Annotated in this window: 17 protein-coding genes and 1 pseudogene; 8 read left to right on the forward strand and 10 right to left on the reverse strand. The window is 56.1% G+C overall.

The genetic code is table 11. The annotated features are described in order from the left end of the window. The first annotated feature begins 16 nt into the window (after nt 1-16). Nucleotides 17-2005: a transketolase gene (gene tkt / locus HV340_RS16175; protein ID WP_025203492.1), complete on the forward strand. Its 1989-nt coding sequence runs from the start codon at nt 17-19 to the stop codon at nt 2003-2005. Here the strand turns inward: tkt and HV340_RS16180 are convergent. From HV340_RS16180 to aegA, 3 genes are all read right to left on the reverse strand, one after another. Then, nucleotides 2002-3045 carry a DUF1176 domain-containing protein gene (locus HV340_RS16180; RefSeq protein ID WP_063924717.1) on the reverse strand — a complete coding sequence of 348 codons (1044 nt, stop codon included), beginning with the start codon at nt 3043-3045 and terminating at the stop codon, nt 2002-2004. The two genes, tkt and HV340_RS16180, sit on opposite strands and share 4 nt — an antisense overlap. Before the next feature lie 108 nt (nt 3046-3153). Further along, nucleotides 3154-3744: a GDP-mannose pyrophosphatase NudK gene (gene nudK, locus HV340_RS16185; RefSeq protein ID WP_020883075.1), complete on the reverse strand. Its 591-nt coding sequence runs from the start codon at nt 3742-3744 to the stop codon at nt 3154-3156. A 67-nt stretch (nt 3745-3811) separates the two neighbouring features. Beyond that, nucleotides 3812-5788, reverse strand: coding sequence for a formate-dependent uric acid utilization protein AegA (gene aegA / locus HV340_RS16190; protein ID WP_181216094.1), 1977 nt, complete (start codon nt 5786-5788; stop codon nt 3812-3814). Between the two features lie 152 nt (nt 5789-5940). On the opposite strand from aegA, the gene narQ reads away from it, so the two are divergent. Further along, the gene (narQ, locus tag HV340_RS16195) at nt 5941-7635 is read left to right on the forward strand and encodes a nitrate/nitrite two-component system sensor histidine kinase NarQ (RefSeq protein WP_020883073.1); all 1695 of its coding nucleotides are present in this window, start codon (nt 5941-5943) and stop codon (nt 7633-7635) included. 142 nt (nt 7636-7777) lie between these two features. Then, nucleotides 7778-10891: pseudogene (gene acrD / locus HV340_RS16200) on the forward strand (multidrug efflux RND transporter permease AcrD). Nucleotides 10892-11000: 109 nt separating this feature from the next. On the opposite strand, the gene ypfM reads toward acrD, so the two are convergent. Further along, entirely contained in the window at nt 11001-11060 is a 60-nt protein-coding gene (ypfM, locus tag HV340_RS16205; protein WP_015572204.1) for a protein YpfM, read from the reverse strand. A 387-nt stretch (nt 11061-11447) separates the two neighbouring features. Here ypfM and HV340_RS16210 point away from each other — a divergent pair, with 387 nt between their 5' ends. The 3 genes from HV340_RS16210 to HV340_RS16220 are packed head-to-tail and all read left to right on the forward strand — an operon-like array spanning nt 11448 to nt 13158. Further along, a complete protein-coding gene (locus HV340_RS16210) occupies nt 11448-11798 on the forward strand; it encodes an ArsC family reductase (RefSeq protein WP_059305771.1) in 351 nt (116 codons plus the stop codon). Between the two features lie 10 nt (nt 11799-11808). After that, nucleotides 11809-12936 (forward strand): succinyl-diaminopimelate desuccinylase, encoded by a 1128-nt coding sequence (gene dapE / locus HV340_RS16215; protein ID WP_181216095.1) that lies wholly within the window; start codon nt 11809-11811, stop codon nt 12934-12936. Nucleotides 12937-12960: 24 nt separating this feature from the next. Further along, nucleotides 12961-13158, forward strand: a complete 198-nt coding sequence (locus tag HV340_RS16220) for a YpfN family protein (RefSeq protein ID WP_014171111.1) — start codon at nt 12961-12963, stop codon at nt 13156-13158. A gap of 36 nt (nt 13159-13194) precedes the next feature. On the opposite strand, the gene ypfH is transcribed toward HV340_RS16220, so the two are convergent. From ypfH to dapA, 6 genes are all read right to left on the reverse strand, one after another. Next, nucleotides 13195-13890, reverse strand: coding sequence for an esterase (ypfH, locus tag HV340_RS16225; RefSeq protein ID WP_032680517.1), 696 nt, complete (start codon nt 13888-13890; stop codon nt 13195-13197). Between the two features lie 73 nt (nt 13891-13963). Beyond that, nucleotides 13964-15937 carry a GNAT family N-acetyltransferase gene (locus HV340_RS16230; protein ID WP_059305770.1) on the reverse strand — a complete coding sequence of 658 codons (1974 nt, stop codon included), beginning with the start codon at nt 15935-15937 and terminating at the stop codon, nt 13964-13966. Further along, complete coding sequence (locus HV340_RS16235) at nt 15937-16806, reverse strand: neutral zinc metallopeptidase (protein ID WP_020883068.1); 870 nt, start codon at nt 16804-16806, stop codon at nt 15937-15939. Before HV340_RS16235 ends, HV340_RS16230 begins: the two co-directional genes overlap by 1 nt. A 119-nt stretch (nt 16807-16925) precedes the next feature. After that, the gene (gene purC, locus HV340_RS16240; protein WP_008501631.1) at nt 16926-17639 is read right to left on the reverse strand and encodes a phosphoribosylaminoimidazolesuccinocarboxamide synthase; all 714 of its coding nucleotides are present in this window, start codon (nt 17637-17639) and stop codon (nt 16926-16928) included. Between the two features lie 109 nt (nt 17640-17748). Next, nucleotides 17749-18783 (reverse strand): outer membrane protein assembly factor BamC, encoded by a 1035-nt coding sequence (gene bamC, locus HV340_RS16245; protein WP_020883067.1) that lies wholly within the window; start codon nt 18781-18783, stop codon nt 17749-17751. 16 nt (nt 18784-18799) lie between these two features. Then, on the reverse strand, nt 18800-19678 hold the full coding sequence (dapA, locus tag HV340_RS16250) for a 4-hydroxy-tetrahydrodipicolinate synthase (RefSeq protein ID WP_014171117.1): 879 nt from the start codon (nt 19676-19678) through the stop codon (nt 18800-18802). A gap of 145 nt (nt 19679-19823) precedes the next feature. Here dapA and HV340_RS16255 point away from each other — a divergent pair, with 145 nt between their 5' ends. Further along, on the forward strand, nt 19824-20393 hold the full coding sequence (locus HV340_RS16255) for a glycine cleavage system transcriptional repressor (protein WP_014171118.1): 570 nt from the start codon (nt 19824-19826) through the stop codon (nt 20391-20393). Then, nucleotides 20393-20863 (forward strand): thioredoxin-dependent thiol peroxidase, encoded by a 471-nt coding sequence (gene bcp, locus HV340_RS16260; protein WP_014171119.1) that lies wholly within the window; start codon nt 20393-20395, stop codon nt 20861-20863. Before HV340_RS16255 ends, bcp begins: the two co-directional genes overlap by 1 nt. Nucleotides 20864-20872 lie beyond the last annotated feature (9 nt).

The following is a 20872-nucleotide window of genomic DNA, read 5'->3' on the forward strand; positions in this document are numbered from 1 at the left end:
TGCCACGGAGTGAATTATGTCCCGTAAAGAGCTAGCCAATGCCATTCGCGCCCTCAGCATGGATGCCGTGCAGAAGGCCAATTCCGGCCACCCTGGCGCCCCCATGGGCATGGCTGACATTGCCGAAGTGCTGTGGAATGATTTCCTGAAGCACAACCCGAACGACCCCAGCTGGTACGATCGCGACCGTTTTATTCTCTCTAACGGCCACGCCTCCATGCTGCTCTACAGCCTGCTGCACCTTTCCGGCTACGACCTGCCGCTATCCGAGTTAAAAAACTTCCGCCAGCTGCACTCAAAAACGCCGGGCCACCCGGAGATAGGCTATACGCCGGGTGTGGAGACCACCACCGGGCCGCTCGGCCAGGGGTTAGCCAACGCGGTCGGGCTGGCGATTGCCGAACGCACGCTGGCGGCGCAGTTTAACCAGCCAGACCACGAGATTGTCGATCACTACACTTATGTGTTTATGGGCGACGGCTGTCTGATGGAGGGGATTTCTCACGAAGTCTGTTCGCTGGCGGGCACGCTGGGGCTGGGCAAGCTGATCGGATTTTACGATCACAACGGTATCTCCATCGACGGGGAGACCAAAGGCTGGTTTACCGACGACACGGCAAAACGATTTGAGGCCTACCACTGGCACGTAGTGCATGAAATTGACGGCCACGACCCAGAAGCGGTGAAAAAAGCGATTCAGGAAGCGCAAAGCGTGAAGGACAAACCGTCCCTGATCATCTGTCGCACCACCATCGGTTTCGGCTCACCGAACAAAGCGGGTAAAGAGGAAGCCCACGGCGCGGCGCTGGGTGAAGAAGAAGTGGCGCTGACCCGGCAGAAACTGGGCTGGAAATACCCACCGTTTGAGATCCCGAAAGAGATCTACCGCGAGTGGGACGCCCGCGAAGAGGGTGAAAAAGCCCAGCACGCGTGGAATGAAAAATTTGCCGCCTATCAAAAAGCCCACCCGGAACTGGCCGCTGAATTCTCGCGCCGCATGAGCGGTGGCCTGCCGGAGGACTGGGATGCGAAAACCCAGGCGCTGATTGAAAATCTGCAGTCTAACCCGGCAAAAATTGCCACCCGTAAGGCCTCGCAAAACACCCTGAACGCCATCGGCCCCCTCCTGCCTGAACTGCTGGGCGGCTCCGCGGATCTGGCTCCAAGTAACCTGACCATCTGGTCTGGCTCAAAATCGCTGAAAGAGGATATTGCCGGGAACTATATCCACTACGGGGTGCGTGAGTTCGGGATGACCGCCATTGCCAACGGCATCGCCCATCACGGCGGGTTTGTGCCCTACACTGCTACCTTCCTGATGTTCGTTGAGTATGCCCGTAACGCGGCGCGTATGGCGGCATTAATGAAAGCGCGGCAGATCATGGTCTACACCCACGATTCGATTGGTCTGGGTGAAGACGGTCCCACCCACCAGGCCGTTGAGCAGCTGGCGAGCCTGCGTTTGACGCCAAACTTCAGCACCTGGCGTCCGTGCGATCAGGTCGAAGCGGCGGTTGGCTGGAAGCTGGCGGTTGAGCGCCACACGGGGCCAACGGCATTAATTCTGTCGCGGCAAAACCTGGCCCAGATTGAACGCACGCCGGAGCAGGTAAAAAATATCGCCCGCGGCGGGTACATCCTGAAAGACAGCGGCGGCAAACCGGATGTCATTTTGATTGCTACCGGTTCTGAGGTGGAAATTACCGTGAAGGCCGCGGAAAAACTGACCGCCGAAGGTCATGCGGTACGCGTGGTATCCCTGCCGTCCACCGACATTTTTGATGCTCAGGATGAGGCCTACCGTGAATCGGTCCTGCCCTCTAACGTCGCAGCCCGTGTGGCCGTCGAGGCGGGTATCGCCGACTACTGGTACAAATATGTCGGGCTGAAAGGTGCCATCGTCGGGATGCGTGGGTACGGCGAGTCGGCGCCTGCCGACAAGCTGTTCCCGTATTTTGGCTTTACCGTTGAGAATGTGGTTGAGAAGGCGCTGAGCGTAATTTAGCGCGTGATCCACAACGTGGGCCAGGCATCTGGCCCATTCCAGTTATCGCAGCTGGGCTCTTCTGCATAACGCACCAGGCGGAAACGCTGGCCGTCAAAACGCCAGCGCGTCTGGACCCCACAATCGCCAATACCGCGCCCCAGCGCGAGCGTCGTCAGCTCGCGCGTTTTCTCATCAAAGCGGGCATTCATCAATTCGATTTCACTGCTATCGTCTGCAGGGGTGAAAGGCAGACGCAGCCTTACGCTGCGGGAAGAAAACGGCTTTTTGCGCGATACCAGCCAGGCCAGATAGACCGTGTTATACGCCCCCGCCTCACAGCTAATAATCAGCAATGCTTTTTCATCGGTTAACGCGGTGACGCGCACTTCACGGCGGTTAGGATCGAGCGAGCACTGGCTGTTGTTCATCCGCCAGGTGCCATAATCCAGCAGGTCGTTCAATTCGGCGTGGGAGAGCGGCGTCGGCGTCGGATTGACTACCGCCACCTTTTTTAAGGCGGGTGCAGGCGGCACGCTTAACGGCGGATCGTCACCTTTTTTAATCCAGGCCGTTTCACTCCCGACACGTTTCTGCTGCGCGTCAATAAACAACAGCGCGGCTTTCAGACCGTTCAGAGAGATAACCTGGTCACCGCCGCGCAAGGTCAGGGCTTTTCCTTCCTGGATATTTTTCAGAAACGCCGTGATGGTGGCGGCATCATCACTTTTCAGATGCCACGGGGTTAACTGCCAGTGCTGCCGATCCAGCTTGAGAGGAACCTTATCCAGCAACAACCGTGGCGCAATATCCGCTTCTTTCACGGCAGGGTCAGCAAGGCCGCCGAGATCGATACGCAGCGTAGCGTCGGTTTTCGCGCCGGCACTGCGGCTGAGCGTCATGACCAGCCCCCGGTGTTCACCGGTATTGCGTGCGAGGCAAAAACTCTGGTTATTGCAGGTCACCTGCCAGTCAGAAAATAATTGCTGGGCAGGCGCAGCCCACACCTGCGAGGAGGTGAGCACGCAAAACAGGCAGAGAAGAGAGACGCAATAGCGCATGAATGGCACAATCCCGGAACGAAAACGCTTAACTGGGCTGTATCTTCGTGTTCCCGCCCGGGTTGCTCAATCGGATTTATCGGATAGATTTATCCGAAATACATTCTATCACCGTTCGAAAGAGGCGTTCATCAGCCCGGTCGTTTGAAGATACTGTAGTAATATCACAGCTTTACCATCCCTGATTTCCCCGGCATGCATCATCTCCAGCGCCCGGGAAAACGGCAACTCCAGCACTTCAATATCTTCATCTTCCACGCCACCGCCGCGGTGAGTACGCTGCGCATCGCTGTATTCCGCGATGAAGAAGTGGACGATTTCCGTCACGCCGCCAGGAGACATAAACAGCTCGAAGACTTTTTTGACCTCTCCCACTTCAAAGCCAGTCTCTTCGACGGCCTCTTTGCGGATGCACACTTCCGGCTCGTCGTCATCAAGCAGGCCCGCACAGGTTTCAATCAACCTTCCGTCAGGGTTGCCATTGACCCATGTTGCTACCCTGAACTGACGGATCAGCACCACACTCTGCTTTTCACGGTTATAGAGCAAAATGGTGGCGCCATTGCCGCGGTCATAGACCTCGCGTTTATGGCGGATCACTTCACCGTTATTACGGGTTAAATCGTAAGTGATGTTACGCAGGACAAAGTAGTTTTCAGAAAGGATTTTGTCTTTGATAACGTCAATTTTCAGGGTCATACGGGCTCCACGACACAATGAGTCTTCCTATAGTACGCCGTGAAACCCGCTTTGTCGCCCGCCTGGTTTAGTGCGTTTTCGGCACACTGACCTCAAGCCAGTCGAGGATCCCCCGCGCCGCATGACGCCCTTCCGCCATCGCCGTCACCACCAGATCAGCGCCGCGCACCGCATCACCGCCGGCGAAAATTTGCGGGTTAGACGTCTGGTAACGATAGCGGCTTTCCACCGAGGCAATGATTCGCCCCCAGTCATCGGTGTTGACGCCCTGACTCTCCAGCCAGGGCATGGCATGTGGGTTAAAGCCAAAAGCCATAATCACCGCATCGGCCGGCATGACAAACTCGCTGCCCTCCACCGGGACGGGTCGACGACGCCCCTGCGTATCCGGCTCTCCCATCCGGGTGCGCAGCATCCGGATGCCGTTAACCTTGCCGTCAGCAGCAAGGGTCAATTCAACGGGCTGGACGTTAAATTCAAATGCGGCTCCCTCTTCTTTCGCATTCTTCACCTCTTTTTTCGAACCCGGCATATTGGCTTCATCCCGGCGATAGGCGCAGGTGACTTTTGCCGCGCCGTGACGTAACGCGGTGCGCACGCAGTCCATTGCGGTATCCCCTCCGCCCAGCACCACCACGTTGAGCCCACGGGTGTCGATAAACGGTTCGTTGGCCGTCGCGTCCAGCCCCATGACGTGGCGCGTGTTCCCCACCAGGAACGGCAACGCATCGTAGACACCCGGCGCATCTTCATGGGGGATGCCCGCTTTCATCGAACGATAGGTTCCCACGCCAATAAAGAGGGCGTCGTAATCTGTTTGCAACTGAGACAACGACACATCGCTGCCCACGTCGCAGTTCAGCTCGAAGTGAACCCCCATCGCAGTAAAAATCTCTCTGCGTCGTGCGAGCAGGGATTTATCCAGCTTAAAGGCCGGAATGCCGAAGGTCAGCAAGCCGCCGATTTCGGGATGCCTGTCATAGACCGTCACGCTCACTCCGCTGCGCACCAGCACATCCGCGCATGCCAGCCCGGCAGGCCCCGCGCCGATAATCGCGACGCGTTTTCCCACCGAAGAAACGCCAGACATATCCGGTCGCCAGCCCAGCGCCAGCGCCTGGTCAGAGATGTAGCGCTCGAGGTTGCCAATGGTCACTGACCCTGACGCATCGCGCACGGTGCAGGCACCTTCACATAACCTGTCCTGCGGGCAGACCCGGCCGGTAATTTCAGGTAAACAGTTGGTCTGATGAGAAAGTTCGACCGCGCCGAGGATGTCACCGGCGTTAATCCGTTCAATCCACTGCGGAATGTGGTTGTGCAGCGGGCAGGTCCATTCACATATGCTGTGCTCCCCGCATTTCAGGCAGCGCGATGCCTCGCGTCTGGCCTGTTCGATCCGAAACGGCAGGTATATTTCATTGAAATGGCCAACCCGCTCTTCGGCAGCCAGTTTGTCGGGCTCGCCGCGTGGTGGTGTGTTGTGCATCTGCTGCAGTTTGGTGGGTGCCGTCTCCTCGCTGACTGCCTCACTGTGCCAGGGCTGCGCCTCCAGCCTGGCGGTGCGCTGACGGCGCGATTTTGCCAGGTTATCCAGCACGTCAGGCGTCGCCAGCGTCAGCACATCTGCCGGGCAATTTTCAATACAGGCCGGGCCCTGCGGGCGGGTCAGGCAGAGATCGCATTTATACGCCGAAGCTTTTGCACTGCCGTTGTCGAGCGGCGTAACGATAATCTCCATTGTGCCGAAGGGACAGGCAACCATGCAGGCTTTACAACCGATGCATTTTTGTTGATTCACCTGTACGCTGTCATCGCATTTGCTGATGGCGCCGTTCGGGCAACTGAGTGCACACGGGGCATTTTCACAGTGGTGACAGGTGACGGGGCTGTTCTGCGCGCCAGAGTTAAGGACCATAATACGGGGATGGAAATGGCGCTCGCTCAGGACATGTTGCTCATCATTATGCGCCATTACGCAGGCAACTTCGCAGGCATGGCACCCAATACATTGCTGGCTGTTAGCCATAATAAAACGATTCATAACGACACCTGTTTTTGGTTCAATAACCTTATTCTTTGTATGAATATGGTATTTACTCATCACAGCGTCGTCAGGCAATGTTCAATTGCCCGGAATGCCAAACTATTTCCAGTGAACCTGTGGCAGATCAATTTTATTCAGGAAGCCGTTCTGTGACCGTTAAACGCCCTGTTTCCGCAAGCCTGGCCTGGGCTTTCTTTTCGATGATTGTGTTATCCGTTCTGACCAGCACCGTCGCGCTGCTGACGCTTGCCAGCAGCCAGCGTGACGCCGAAGCCATCAATATTGCGGGTTCACTGCGTATGCAGAGTTACCGGCTGGGCTATGAGATGCAGCGCAACAGCCCTTCCCTGACACAGCATCGCCAACACTGGCAACACACCCTGAGCGCACCTGCACTACAAAAGCTGAACCGCTGGTACGTGCCGGACGATGTCAAACAGCGCTACCAGCAGCTGCATCTGGCCTGGCAGGAGATGGATACGCACATCGCCCGCGGCGATCTCGCGTGGTATCAAACCCATATCGAAGATTTTGTTGGCCGTATTGATGCCTTTGTGCTCGCCCTTCAGCACTATACCGAACATAAAATTCAGACGGTGACACTGCTCTCTCTGGCTGGCGCGCTGGGGATCCTGCTGCTGACGGTGTTTACCCTGCGACGCATCCGTCGCCAGGTGGTCTTGCCGCTCAACAATCTGGTCGCCGCAAGCGAACGCGTTGAACGGGGACAATTTGATACCCCGGCACCGGATACCGCTTTGCCGAATGAACTCGGTCAGCTGTCCCGCGCCTTTAACCATATGTCGGCGGAGTTACACACCCTCTATCGCTCGCTTGAAGATTCGGTTGCGGAAAAGACCCGGCACCTGAACGAGGCGCATCAGCAGCTCGAAATGCTGTTCAAATGTTCGCAGGCGCTCAACACCGGACAGATAGACAGCCACTGTTTCCGGCATATATTGCAAATCGTCCATGAATACACCCGTATGAATTATCTGGAGTTACGGACCAGCGACGACTGGCGTCTGTGTGAAGGGAGTGAGGCAGCCGACATGCCGCTGCAAAACCTGCCGGTGCTGATGCAGGACACGCTCTACGGCGAGCTGCGCTGGCAGAGCGAGACGGACAGCGTCCCGCTTCCGCTGATGAGAAGCGTGGCGACAATGCTCGGGCGCGGGCTTTACTTCAACCAGGCACAAAAGCATTACCAGCAGTTGCTGTTGATGGAAGAGCGCGCGACGATTGCCCGCGAACTGCATGATTCCCTCGCGCAGGTGTTGTCGTATCTGCGGATCCAGCTTGCGCTGCTTAAGCGTGCCGTACCGCAAGAGAATGCCCCGGCGCAGACCATCATCACCGACTTCTCCCGCGAGCTTAACAATGCCTGGCATCAGCTTCGCGAGCTGCTCACCACCTTCCGCCTGACGCTCAACCACGCTAACCTGCCGGCAGCCCTTCAGGAGTCACTCGACGGTCTGCAGAGCCAGACGCAGGCAAAGCTGCATCTTGACTGTCGCCTCTCTTCGCTGGCCCTTGACGCACAAAAGCAGGTGCATCTGCTGCAGATCGTGCGTGAAGCGGTGTTGAACGCAATCAAGCACGCGCAGGCCAGCGAGATCACCGTAAGCTGTATCACCGCCGTGGACGGCACGCACAGCGTGAGCATTCGCGACAATGGCATCGGGATTGGCGAAGCCAGCGAGCCGCCGGGACATTACGGACTGAATATTATGCGTGAACGCGCGGAACGGCTCGGCGGTACCCTGCACTTTTCGCAGCCACAAAATGGGGGAACACAGGTGAGCGTGACATTCCCTTCGTCGCTGGCGTTAACAGGTAAATAACCGTAAAGGGGGCAGCGCAGAGAAACGCGCATGATAATTTACATTATCTCCTTTATTTCTCCACGTTTGGTCTTCGTCTTGCCGCTAAAGTGGTGCGGGCAATAAACAATAATGACGTGCAGCAAAACGAGGTCAATTTTTCATGGCGAATTTTTTCATCGATCGCCCCATTTTTGCCTGGGTACTTGCCATTCTGTTGTGTCTGACAGGTGTCCTGGCCATTACTTCACTTCCCGTTGAGCAATACCCCGATCTGGCACCTCCTAACGTGCGTGTCACAGCAAACTACCCCGGCGCCTCGGCACAGACGCTGGAAAATACCGTGACGCAGGTTATCGAGCAGAACATGACGGGTCTGGATAACCTGATGTACATGTCCTCACAAAGCAGCGCCACGGGCCAGGCCACGGTGACCCTGAGCTTTACGGCCGGGACTGACCCGGACGAAGCGGTGCAGCAGGTACAAAACCAGCTGCAGTCAGCCATGCGAAAACTGCCGCAGGCAGTGCAAAATCAGGGCGTTACCGTACGTAAAACGGGGGATACCAATATTTTGACCATCGCGTTTGTCTCCACCGATGGTTCCATGGATAAGCAGGATATTGCGGACTACGTTGCCAGTAACATTCAGGACCCGCTCAGCCGTATTAACGGCGTAGGGGATATCGACGCCTAGGGGTCACAATATTCAATGCGCATCTGGCTCGATCCTGACAAGCTGAACAGCTTCCAGATGACGGCGACTGACGTGACGGACGCCATCAAGTCGCAGAACGCCCAGATTGCCGTAGGGCAGCTGGGAGGAACGCCTTCCGTCGAAAAACAAGCCCTGAATGCCACCATTAACTCGCAATCGCTGCTTCAGACTCCGGACCAGTTCCGCAACATCACCCTGCGCGTGAATCAGGACGGTTCAGAAGTGCGGCTGGGCGATGTCGCCACGGTGGAAATGGGCGCGGAAAAGTACGACTACCTGAGCCGCTTTAACGGTAATCCCGCCTCCGGCCTGGGGATTAAACTGGCCTCCGGCGCAAATGAAATGGCGACGGCGAAACTGGTGTTAGACCGCCTGGACGAGCTGTCGAACTATTTCCCTCACGGCCTTGAATACAAAGTCGCCTACGAAACCACCTCCTTCGTTAAAGCGTCGATTGAGGATGTGGTGAAGACCCTGCTGGAAGCCATCGCGCTGGTCTTCCTGGTCATGTACCTGTTCCTGCAAAACTTCCGGGCGACGCTGATCCCGACCATAGCCGTCCCCGTGGTCCTGCTGGGCACCTTCGCGGTGCTTTACGCGTTTGGTTACAGCATCAACACGCTGACGATGTTTGCAATGGTGCTGGCAATTGGCCTTCTGGTGGATGACGCCATCGTGGTGGTTGAAAACGTCGAGCGCATCATGAGCGAGGAAGGCCTTTCCCCGCGCCAGGCCACGCGTAAATCGATGGGGCAAATACAGGGCGCGTTAGTCGGCATCGCCATGGTGCTTTCGGCGGTCTTTATCCCGATGGCCTTCTTTGGCGGCACAACCGGCGCCATTTACCGCCAGTTCTCGATAACCATCGTCTCGGCAATGGTGCTTTCGGTACTGGTGGCGCTGATCCTGACCCCTGCGCTCTGCTCTACCCTTCTTAAGCCTTTGCACAAAGGCGAGCAGCATGGTCAGAAAGGGTTCTTCGGCTGGTTTAACCGCATGTTTAACCGCAATGCCGCGCGCTATGAATCCGCTGTCGGTAAAGTGTTGCACCGCAGCCTGCGCTGGATGTTGATTTACGTAGTGCTGCTGGGTGGAATGGTCTGGCTATTCCTGCATCTGCCTACCTCGTTCCTGCCAATGGAGGACCGGGGAATGTTCACCACCTCCGTGCAACTTCCGAGCGGCGCGACGCAGCAGCAGACGCTGAAAGTGGTCGAAAAAGTCGAACAGTACTTCTTCACCCAGGAGAAAGATAATGTGGTGTCGGTCTTCTCCACCGTGGGCTCTGGCCCGGGCGGTAACGGGCAGAACGTTGCCCGTATGTTTGTACGCCTGAAGGACTGGGACGAGCGCGACACAAAAACGGGGACCGCATCGGCCATCATTGAACGCGCCACCCACGCTTTTACGAAGATCAACGAAGCGCGCGTCTTTGCCAGCAGCCCACCGGCCATTAGCGGGCTGGGCAGTTCTGCCGGGTTTGACATGGAGCTGCAGGATCACGCCGGTGCAGGCCACACGGCGCTGATGGCGGCGCGCGATAAGCTGTTAGCGCTGGCGGGCAAAGACGCTGACCTGACCCGCGTTCGTCATAACGGCCTGGATGACAGCCCGCAGCTGCAGGTGGATATTGATCAGCGTAAGGCGCAGGCTCTGGGTGTTTCCATCGACGACATTAACGACACCCTGCAGACGGCCTGGGGCTCAAGCTATGTGAATGACTTTATGGATCGTGGGCGTGTGAAAAAAGTGTATGTCCAGTCCGCCGCGCCGTTCCGTATGTTGCCGAATGATATTAACCGCTGGTTTGTTCGTAATAACGCAGGCGGGATGGTGCCGTTCTCGGCGTTCGCCTCGTCGCACTGGGAGAGTGGTTCGCCGCGTCTGGAACGCTATAACGGCTATTCGGCGGTAGAAATCGTCGGTGAAGCCGCGCCGGGCGTCAGTACCGGTACCGCCATGGACACCATGGAGAAACTGGTGCAACAGCTGCCTGCCGGATTTGGGCTGGAGTGGACGGCGATGTCTTATCAGGAGCGGCTCTCCGGGGCACAGGCGCCTGCGCTTTATGCGCTTTCCCTGCTGGTGGTCTTCCTCTGTCTTGCCGCGCTGTATGAAAGCTGGTCCGTTCCGTTCTCGGTCATGCTGGTGGTGCCGCTTGGCGTCATCGGTGCGCTGCTGGCGACCTGGATGCGCGGTCTGGAGAATGATGTGTACTTCCAGGTAGGGCTGCTCACCGTGATCGGCCTGTCGGCGAAAAATGCGATCCTGATTGTTGAGTTTGCCAACGAGATGAATGCCAAAGGCCACGAGCTGATGGCGGCCACACTGCACGCCTGCCGTCAGCGCTTGCGTCCGATCCTGATGACGTCGCTGGCATTTGTCTTTGGGGTATTACCGATGGCAACCAGCACCGGTGCGGGCTCCAGCAGCCAGCATGCGGTAGGTACAGGGGTGATGGGAGGCATGATTTCGGCAACCGTCCTGGCCATTTATTTTGTGCCGCTGTTCTTTGTGCTGGTGCGTCGCCGCTTCCCGCTGAAGGAACGTCCTGAATAACAGTACGTAATAAAAAAGGCGGCTCTCAGGGCCGCCTTTTAGGGTGTGTGATTAATTCACACTATGGTTATTTTACTTATTTAAGTGCTCTTGCAATTCTTACTGAATGTCATTTACGAAGCATGCCTTCGATAAAATCTTTCCAGTTCCCCAGTTCACGTTCAATCATAACTACCTCTCTTATTATTATGCGCATTCTACGAAAACGTATCATCATTGTGAAGACCGTCTAACCTATCGCTGTGATTGTACCCCGCTACTGTCAGGGATTTATGATAAATATGAACGCAGGGCCTTAAATTTTGTGTGACGCTCAGCAATATTTTGAAATAACCATACAGGCAGGTGAGATTTAAATTACCGCCTGAGTTCATTAGCATTTTCGGTCTTATGGACATCTATGCTTAAATGATGAAAGAATATTCAGCGTACAGTTGTGAGTTGAATTAAGAAGAAGTGTAAATCAAGACAATTCCTGAATGTGTTATATTCCACTTAAGGATATATCTTCGAAATTACTGAACATTTAATCATCATAAGAACAAAAGGATTCACCATGGTTGTGATGTACGGCATTAAAAATTGCGACACCATCAAAAAAGCACGCCGCTGGCTGGAAGCGAACAACGTGGAGTACCGTTTCCATGACTATCGCGTTGACGGGCTTGATGCAGAATTTCTGCATACCGCTATCACGGAACTGGGTTGGGAGGCGCTGCTGAATACCCGTGGTACCACCTGGCGTAAACTGGATGAAGCCGTCCGGGCTGGCATCACCGACGCCGACAGTGCCGCCAAACTGATGCTCGAAATGCCGGCAATCATCAAACGCCCATTGCTCTGCGCGCCCGGGCAGCCTATGCTGCTGGGTTTCAGTGAAACCCTTTATTCCGACTTTTTTCGTTGAGGTGTAGTTTATGTCATGCCCGGTCATTGAGCTGACTCAGCAGCTTATTCGCCGTCCCTCCCTTAGCCCGGACGACGCAGGTTGTCAGGCATTAATGATTGAGCGCCTGCGTGCCATCGGTTTCACCGTTGAACGCATGGACGTTGGCGACACCCAGAACTTCTGGGCGTGGCGCGGTCAGGGCGAAACGCTGGCCTTTGCCGGACATACCGACGTCGTTCCCGCTGGTGATGCGGATCGCTGGATCAACCCGCCGTTTGAACCGACCATCCGCGATGGCATGTTGTTCGGGCGCGGTGCGGCAGACATGAAAGGCTCGCTGGCGGCGATGGTCGTGGCGGCAGAGCGCTTCGTTGCCCAACATCCGAACCACAGAAACCGCCTCGCGTTTTTGATCACCTCTGACGAAGAAGCCAGCGCCCACAACGGCACCGTGAAGGTCGTTGAGGCGCTGATGGCCCGCAATGAGCGTCTCGACTACTGCCTGGTCGGCGAGCCATCCAGTACGGAAGTGGTGGGAGACGTCGTCAAAAATGGTCGCCGTGGGTCGCTGACCTGCAATTTGACCCTTCATGGCGTTCAGGGGCACGTTGCCTATCCACACCTGGCCGATAACCCGGTCCATCGCGCGGCACCGTTGCTGAACGAACTGGTGACCATCGAGTGGGATAAAGGCAATGAGTTCTTCCCACCGACCAGCATGCAGATTGCAAACCTGAAGGCCGGTACCGGCAGCAACAATGTGATCCCGGGTGATTTCTTTGTCCAGTTTAACTTCCGCTTCAGCACTGAACTGACCGATGAGATGATCAAAGCGCGCGTTATCGCGCTGCTGGAAAAATATAATCTGCGTTACACCGTGGACTGGTGGCTTTCCGGCCAGCCGTTCCTGACCCAGCGCGGCAAACTGGTGGATGCGGTAGTGAACGCCATCGAGCACTATAATGAAATTAAGCCACAACTGCTGACGACAGGTGGCACCTCAGACGGACGCTTTATTGCCCGGATGGGGGCCCAGGTTGTCGAACTGGGGCCGGTGAACGCAACCATTCATAAAATCAATGAATGTGTGAATGCTGCTGATTTGCAGCTGCTGGCCCGTATGTATCAACGAATTATGGAGCAACTCGTCGCCTGACGAACGCTCTGAGAGGAATAGCGAATGGACTGGCTTTCAAAGTACTGGTGGATTCTGGTGTTAGTGTTTCTGGTCGGCGTGTTACTTAACGTCATTAAAGATCTTAAGCGCGTTGATCACAAAAAGTTTCTCGCCAACAAACCGGATCTTCCACCGCATCGTGATTTTAACGATAAGTGGGACGATGATGACGACTGGCCGAAGAAAGACCAGAAGAAGTGATTCTCTGTCCCCTCTCCTGTGGGAGAGGGGGCTACATCACATAAACTCGACGATATCATCGTCATTTGGCTTGCCGCCGCTGAGCGCTTCATCAAAGTAGTGCTTCGGTACGGTATAACGCAGATGATCGAGCGCAAACTGCATGCTGCGGTCATCAATCGCGTGCCCCAGATCGTCTACAATATCCAGCGTCACATCCCCGCCTTCGCGGATCAGTGCTTCCTGCGCGGCAACCGCATGCGAAAGTTCAATCACACGGTCTTCACCACCGTGGATCAGATGGATCGTGGTCTGCGTCGTCGCGCGTTGCGGTAACGTCGCAAAGCGACCGTTAAAAGCAATCACACGCGACACCAGGCCTGGCTGCGCTTTTACGCTCTCCAGGGACATGATAGACCCCTGCGAAAAGCCAATCAGCGCGGTCGCATCGGCACCAACGCCGCTCTGCTGCTGCCAGTAACGCACGGTGTCGATAAAGACAGGCATGACGGCGTCAATACGTGCCTGGCGGTTCTCTTCCGTTACGCCCTGAACGGAGAACCACTGCCGTCCGTTCGGACCACACGGCTCCACCCCGCCAATACTGACAATCAGCGCCTGCGGAAATACCGGGGCAAACCAGCTGCCAATCTGGCCCATATTGACGGCGTTATCGCCAACACCATGAAACAGAAGCAGTAACTGTTTAGCCGGTTTATCAGGGCTTTGAACAACAAAATGATCGTGTTTCATGGCGGTCTCCTTATTTGATGGCCTGGATTCTACGCCTCTCAGGAGGAATGACCATGCCACTTTACTGAAGAAGTCATTGAAAAAATTGCCATTGCAAAATGTCGTCTTTCAGCTGCTGACAGCGTGCAGGTTCAAGGCTTTCAAGCGCTTGCGCCGTTTCACTGCGAAGCCTGGCCAGTAACGCTTTTCGCCCCGAAAGAAGCAGTTCAGCGCTGAGCCGGGCGTCATCACTTCTCGCCTCCACTTTCCCGCGCAGGGCGGGCAGCGGCATGTCCACGCTTAGCAGCAACCGCGTTAACGCCGCGACGGAGGTAGAAAATGCGCGATGGGCAAAGGCAAACCCCGCCAGCTCCAGCCAGTCGTCACTATTAAGGGTAGCCTCCCAGCCATCGTCCACCGGGATCTTTTCACCGTTCAGGGCCGATAACACGCGCGCATCGCGGCGCAGTCGCTGATGTGCCTGCTCACACAGCTGTCGCCCCGCGTCGCTGAGCGGCAGCAAGGCCATTGCGGTATAACAGCCGCTGCTGGCTTCGCGATGGCTGCCCATGCGCACCAGCACAAAGCCGCATCGCTGCCAGAAACGCCACAGTTCATCGGTATAGCCAAAGCTCACCGACAGGTAATCCTCGCCGCTTGCGTTGCGGATCAGTGCCTGTCCGATGCCTTCCCGTTGACGACGAGGATGTACCGCTATTCGGGTCACCCGTCGGCCTTTGAGCGTTGCCGCCAGCGGGGAGCCGCCATGCGCGGCAAGGGACTGCGCCACCAGGTTCCCGCGAGGACGGCGGAACCCCGCCCAGACGGCACGGCTGAGCTGCGCCGTTAATCCCCCCTCTTCCACCAGCCAGAGCGCCCCGGCAATGACAGAGTCCGTTTGGGCGACGGCGAAGTGCTGGCCGGGCGCGTCCATCATGCGGCGTAAATCAAGCGGTGAGGTGCGGTAATGTGCCGCACAAAGCAGCTCATACACACTCGCCGCCAGCGCCGGGTTGCTCGCCCATGCTTCCGGAGCCAGAGAGGTCAACTGTATGGCGCCTGTTGGGCTGCGATCGATAAGCGTATCGTCAAACAGCAGTGCGCTGGCGACGACCCGTTCAAGAGGACATCCTGCAGCCCAGCGTACCGGGGTTGATAAGGTATACCGCTGCAACCCGCTGAACCGGCTACAGAACTTAAGCAGAAAGCCTCTTCCTGTTCCTTCGTAACCCTGCACCGTTGTGGTCAGCAGGACACGCGGGAAACGGTCAACCAGCTTTTCAAGCAGCGGTCCGGGAATGGCGGCGGCTTCGTCAACAATCAGCCAGTCGGCCTGCTCTTCAGAGGCCAGCAGCGCGTCCGGGGCCATAAAGTGAAAACGTTCGCCGGCAAAACGGGCGATAACCTCCGTCGCACCTTTTGATGGCGCGGTGACAATGGCACTGCCCTGCGTGCGGCTCAACAGCATTCCCGCCAGCGCAGACTTTCCACGTCCGCGCGGGGCCGTAACGGCCACAACGCCGCGTTTCATGGCCAGGAGTGCTGCCAGGATCTCAGCCTGCTCGCGCTGCGGCGCACCGCTGGCGGGCTGCCAGTCAGGGGCGTCGGATCGTGCAGGGAGCGATAAAGGCTGGTGCTGAAGCCAGACTATCGCCTCAGGATCGTCGGCAATCGTCCGGCAAAAGTGGTGGATAAAATTTGGCGTGGCGATGGGTTCGGCGCTGTCACTCCAGCGCAGAGAATCGCTGTCAGGTTGTTCCGCCCACACGCCAGGGGGTGGTACCAGCAGCACCAGAAGGCTACCGGCACGCAGCGTCCCGCTCAGGGCCGCAAAGGCTGAGACGTCAAACCCGGCGCGGGCATCAAAAATTGCGTGCCGGAACTCGCGTCCCAGCAGCCCGCTGATGGCTCTGGACGCGTTATCCGCCAGCCACAGCCAGTCTCCGGGCAAGGCATCACGCAGGGCTGATGCCTGCGTGAATGTCCACTGCTCATCGCCGCTGAGCACCACCAGCCGACGATGACCTTTGTGCTCAAGCTCGCGAATCAGATGTTCAAACGCCACCATTACATGGCTTTGCCAAAGGTATTACACTGCGCCGGGTCACCGCTGTCGAAACCGCGTTTGAACCAGCTGTATCGTTGTTGTGATGTGCCGTGAGTAAAGCTGTCCGGCACGACGCGGCCCTGGCTCTGCTGCTGAAGACGATCGTCACCGATAGCCTGCGCGGCATTGAGCGCCTCTTCCAGGTCACCGGATTCCAGCACGCCCTGCTGCTGCATGTTGTGCCCCCAGACGCCCGCGAAGCAGTCCGCCTGCAGTTCCATGCGTACGGAAAGACGGTTTACCTCAGCCTGAGAGGCGTTTTGCTGAAGCTGGCGTACTTTGGGTTCTATCCCCAGCAGTTTTTGCACATGGTGCCCGACTTCATGCGCAATGACGTAGCCCTGGGCAAAATCGCCGTCAGCGCCAAGCTTGCGTTTCATGTCATCATAGAAAGAGAGATCGATATAGACGGTGCTGTCTGCCGGACAGTAGAACGGCCCCATAACCGACTGTCCGGTGCCGCATCCGGTACGGGTGGCACCACGGTACATCACCAGCTTGGGTTGCTGATAGGTACGCCCCATTTTCTCGAACAGCTGACCCCAGGTTTCTTCTGTGGTGGCGAGAATAACGGAGGTAAATTTGGCCGCTTCATCCTCGTTCGGGCTGATTGAGCGCTCAGAATGCTGCTGTTGCTGCAGAGGCTGGCCGGTCATTAAACCGGTCAGATCGACACCGTAGTACCCCGCGACCAGCACCACAATCAGCAGAATAATACCGCCCTTTCCGCTGGGTAACCGGAAGCCAGGCCCACCCATTGAAGGACCGCCGCCGCTATCGCTGCGCCTGTCTTCTACATTGTCACTTTCACGACGCCCTTGCCAGCGCATAACCACCTCGAACTATTCCATTAATAATAGCTATGATCGTAGGCGGTTAACGGCAAGATTACCATAGGAAACAAGGGTAAGACGCCAAAGGATATACATATCCTTTGGCGATGAGGGAGTTAGTCGAGCTTAACGCCTAAACGGTGAGCAACCGCTTCGTACGCTTCAATCAGGCCACCCAGGCTCTGACGGAAACGGTCTTTGTCCATTTTATCCAGCGTTTCTTTATCCCACAGACGGCTGCCGTCCGGAGAGAACTCATCACCCAGAACCACTTCGCCTTTGAACAGGCCGAACTCCAGCTTGAAGTCGACGAGGATCAGACCCGCGTCATCAAACAGTTTTTTCAGCACGTCGTTGGCTTTGTAGGTCAGTTCTTTCATGCGCGCCAGGTTCTCTTTATTCACCCAGCCGAAGGTTTCGCAGTAAGAGTCATTGACCATCGGATCGTGCATGGCATCGTTTTTCAGGAACAGGTCAAAAAGCGGTGGATTCAGCTCAATACCTTCTTCAATACCAAGACGCTTCACCAGGGAGCCTGCTGCGCGGTTACGAATGACGCACTCAACCGGAACCATATCCAGTTTTTTCACCAGACATTCCGTATCGGACAACAGCGCTTCCATTTGGGTCGGGATACCCGCTTCGGCCAGTTTGGTCATAATGAAGTGGTTGAACTTGTTGTTCACCATGCCTTTACGATCGAACTGCTCAATGCGTGCGCCATCCCCTGCTGACGTATCATTGCGGAACTCGAGCACCAACAGATCCGGGTTTTCCGTGCTGTATACGGTCTTCGCTTTGCCACGATACAACTCAGCTTGCTTCTGCATCTTCATTACTCCTGGTGTGATGATTGGTGTTCAAAACTGGGGATATTATGCCACGCACACGTTTGCGTAGCACGAAAATAAAAAGGGCTGGATTAACCAGCCCTCGTATTTATTTGCTGAATGCAGCCTGGAAGACGGCCACCAGCGCATCGTTCTGCGACTGGGTCAGCGTGTGGCCTTTCGGATCGATAAACTGCAGACTGCTGCGGTTATCGAGGTCACCTACCTGAATCTTGTAGTCGCCGGAAGCCAGCTGTGGATCGGTGGCGCCCAGTTCCTGCCATGCACTGTCAGACAGCGGCTTATAGGTTGCCGTCATGCTACCGGTTGAACGGGTGCTGTCGGTCACTTTCATGCCCACTTTTTCCAGCGTCGCTGGCAGGCGCTGCCAGGTCTGGTTAAACGGTGCACGCACAACCAGCATTGGCAGACCGGTGTCATCCGCACCGCTCTGAACGTCAAACGTCGCGCCGTTGCGGCTCTGCGCTGCGTTAGCGGCGTCGCTGGCGTTCTTATCCAGACCCGCGGCAATCACGTTCAGCATTTCAGTGCTATAACGCTGCATTGATGCGGCATCCGCAACCGGTTTACCCGCCTGCTCCAGGTTCAACAGCTTAACGGTAACCGCCTGCTGATACCCCTGAGGTTTAACGGAGACTTGATAACGCCCACGGTACTGCTGATCTTCGTCCAGACGGTTCCACTCGATCCAGTCGGTGGTTAAGGTCTGGCTGGCATCATCACGTTTATCGATGGTGTAGTTCTTCGCCTGAATGACGCTCACAACCTGCGGCCACAGGGTGGTACCGCGGGCGCTTTCAACCAGCAGCGACGCCGTATCACCGGTGAACTGGGTACGCGCCCCGCTCACCAGCGCCAGAGGCTGTGCTGGCGGACGAATATCGAGCGCTTTACCGACCAGGCCGCTGCCGTTGGTCACGGGAATATTGTAATCGCCGTTCTGAATCGGCAGGATCATACCAGCCGGTGCGTGAAGTTCAGCAAGCGGGGTCGCATCCAGATAGGATTCATCACCGCTCACCTGGCGCTTGTAGCGCGAGTCTGAACTACAGGCAGCGAGCAGCATAACAAGCGAAACACTCGCAACCTTCGCCAGGCGCGACTTCTGTACTGAATAAGCCATCAAATCTCCCTAAACTCTACAGCAAACCGGCATGCTTCAGCGCTGCCGTGACAATTTCACGACCGTGGTCGGTAATCGGTGTCATTGGCAGACGCAGCGTATCGGTTGCTACAAGTCCCAACTCCTTACACGCCCATTTCACGGGGATCGGATTGGGTTCGACAAATAATTTATTATGCAACGGCATCAGACGCTGATTAATCACGCGAGCTTCATCAAAGTGACCGGCAGCCGCCAGTTTGCACATTTCAGCCATATCGCGGGCCGCAACGTTCGCCGTTACGGAGATCACGCCATGGCCACCGAGCTGCATAAAGTCCAGTGCGGTCGCATCATCGCCGCTCAACAGGATAAAGTCGTCTGAAACCAGCTCTTTGATCTGATGAACGCGGCTTAAGTTCCCTGTCGCCTCTTTAATCCCGATAATATTTTTTACTTTCGAGAGACGACCAACGGTTTCCGGCAGCATATCGCAGCCAGTACGGGACGGCACATTATACAGAATTTGTGGCAAGTCAGTATGTTCTGCGATGGCTTTGAAATGCTGGAACAGACCTTCCTGAGTAGGACGGTTGTAATAAGGGGTCACCGTCAGACAGCCCACGATGCCGCTGTCGTTAAAACGTTTGGTCAAACTGATAGCTTCTGCCGTGGCGTTAGCGCCTGTCCCTGCGATGACCGGGATACGCCCGTCAGCCAGTTCCAGGGTCAGCATCACCACATCGCCGTGCTCTTCGTGGCTTAGCGTTGCAGATTCACCGGTAGTCCCTACCGAAACGATCGCCGAGGTTCCATTGGCGACATGGTAATCAATCAGCTTCTTCATGCTTGACCGGCAGACATTACCTTTTTCATCCATCGGTGTAACAAGCGCGACAATACTTCCCGTGAACATGAGCCATCCTCTGTGCGAACAAGAGCCTCAATGGTACGTTTGGAACTGTAATAAAAGCAAGCGACCTGAGGCCCTCAGGCGGTTGTATGCATGTTTTTTTTATGCTTTCCTTAGGAAGACTTAACCATGCAAAGGAAGAACAGGTTTGACAACCTCATCACAACATTACCTGGTTATCACTGCGCTGGGTGCTGACAGGCCGGGTATCGTGAACACCATCACCCGCCATGTGAGCAGCTGCGGCTGTAATATCGAGGACAGCCGTCTGGCTATGCTGGGCGAAGAGTTCACGTTTATTATGCTGCTGTCCGGGACATGGAATGCCATTACCCTTATCGAATCGACCCTGCCGCTTAAAGGTGCGGAGCTGGATTTGCTGATCGTGATGAAACGCACTACTGCTCGCCCACGTCCGGCCCTGCCCGCGACCGTCTGGGTGCAGGTTGAAGTCCCCGATTCACCCCATCTGATTGAGCGCTTCACCGCGTTATTTGACAGCCATCAGATGAATATTGCCGAACTCGTTTCCCGAACGCAGCCGGGTGACGGCAGCGCCATTCCCACCCTTTTTATTCAGATTACCGCACACAGCCCTGCCTCGCAGGATGCGTCAAATATCGAGCAAGCGTTCAAAGCCCTCTGTACAGAATTAAACGCGCAAGGCAGTATAAGCGTCGTCAATTATTCGCAGCATGAACAGGATGGAGTTGAGTAATGAACCCACTGAAAGCCGGTGACATCGCACCGAAATTTAGCTTACCTGACCAGGATGGTGAGCAAGTAAATTTGACCGACTTCCAGGGACAGCGTGTTCTGGTCTATTTTTACCCGAAAGCCATGACCCCAGGCTGCACCGTACAGGCCTGCGGCTTACGCGACAACATGGACGAGTTGAAAAAAGTCGGCGTGGAAGTGCTGGGTATCAGCACCGATAAGCCAGAAAAGCTGTCACGATTTGCTGAAAAGGAGCTGCTTAACTTCACGCTGCTTTCTGACGAAGACCACCAGGTATGCGAGCAGTTTGGCGTCTGGGGCGAGAAGACCTTTATGGGCAAAACCTACGACGGCATTCACCGTATCAGCTTCCTGATTGACGCTGACGGTAAAGTTGAACATGTGTTTGATGACTTCAAAACCAGCAACCACCACGACGTGGTGCTGAACTGGCTCAAACAAAGCGCCTGATCGTTGGGC

Source organism: Enterobacter sp. RHBSTW-00975 (assembly GCF_013615235.1).
In the GTDB taxonomy this organism is placed as follows: Bacteria; Pseudomonadota; Gammaproteobacteria; order Enterobacterales; family Enterobacteriaceae; genus Enterobacter; species Enterobacter ludwigii.

Bases quoted from the DNA above. Each gene is read 5' to 3' on its own strand.
- tkt (WP_025203492.1), top strand. From the start codon at position 17: ATGTCCCGTAAAGAGCTAGCCAATGCCATTCGCGCCCTCAGCATGGAT.
- HV340_RS16180 (WP_063924717.1), bottom strand. From the start codon at position 3,045: ATGCGCTATTGCGTCTCTCTTCTCTGCCTGTTTTGCGTGCTCACCTCC.
- nudK (WP_020883075.1), bottom strand. From the start codon at position 3,744: ATGACCCTGAAAATTGACGTTATCAAAGACAAAATCCTTTCTGAAAAC.
- aegA (WP_181216094.1), bottom strand. From the start codon at position 5,788: ATGAATCGTTTTATTATGGCTAACAGCCAGCAATGTATTGGGTGCCAT.
- HV340_RS16210 (WP_059305771.1), top strand. From the start codon at position 11,448: ATGGTTGTGATGTACGGCATTAAAAATTGCGACACCATCAAAAAAGCA.
- dapE (WP_181216095.1), top strand. From the start codon at position 11,809: ATGTCATGCCCGGTCATTGAGCTGACTCAGCAGCTTATTCGCCGTCCC.
- HV340_RS16220 (WP_014171111.1), top strand. From the start codon at position 12,961: ATGGACTGGCTTTCAAAGTACTGGTGGATTCTGGTGTTAGTGTTTCTG.
- ypfH (WP_032680517.1), bottom strand. From the start codon at position 13,890: ATGAAACACGATCATTTTGTTGTTCAAAGCCCTGATAAACCGGCTAAA.
- HV340_RS16230 (WP_059305770.1), bottom strand. From the start codon at position 15,937: ATGGTGGCGTTTGAACATCTGATTCGCGAGCTTGAGCACAAAGGTCAT.
- HV340_RS16235 (WP_020883068.1), bottom strand. From the start codon at position 16,806: ATGCGCTGGCAAGGGCGTCGTGAAAGTGACAATGTAGAAGACAGGCGC.
- purC (WP_008501631.1), bottom strand. From the start codon at position 17,639: ATGCAGAAGCAAGCTGAGTTGTATCGTGGCAAAGCGAAGACCGTATAC.
- bamC (WP_020883067.1), bottom strand. From the start codon at position 18,783: ATGGCTTATTCAGTACAGAAGTCGCGCCTGGCGAAGGTTGCGAGTGTT.
- dapA (WP_014171117.1), bottom strand. From the start codon at position 19,678: ATGTTCACGGGAAGTATTGTCGCGCTTGTTACACCGATGGATGAAAAA.
- bcp (WP_014171119.1), top strand. From the start codon at position 20,393: ATGAACCCACTGAAAGCCGGTGACATCGCACCGAAATTTAGCTTACCT.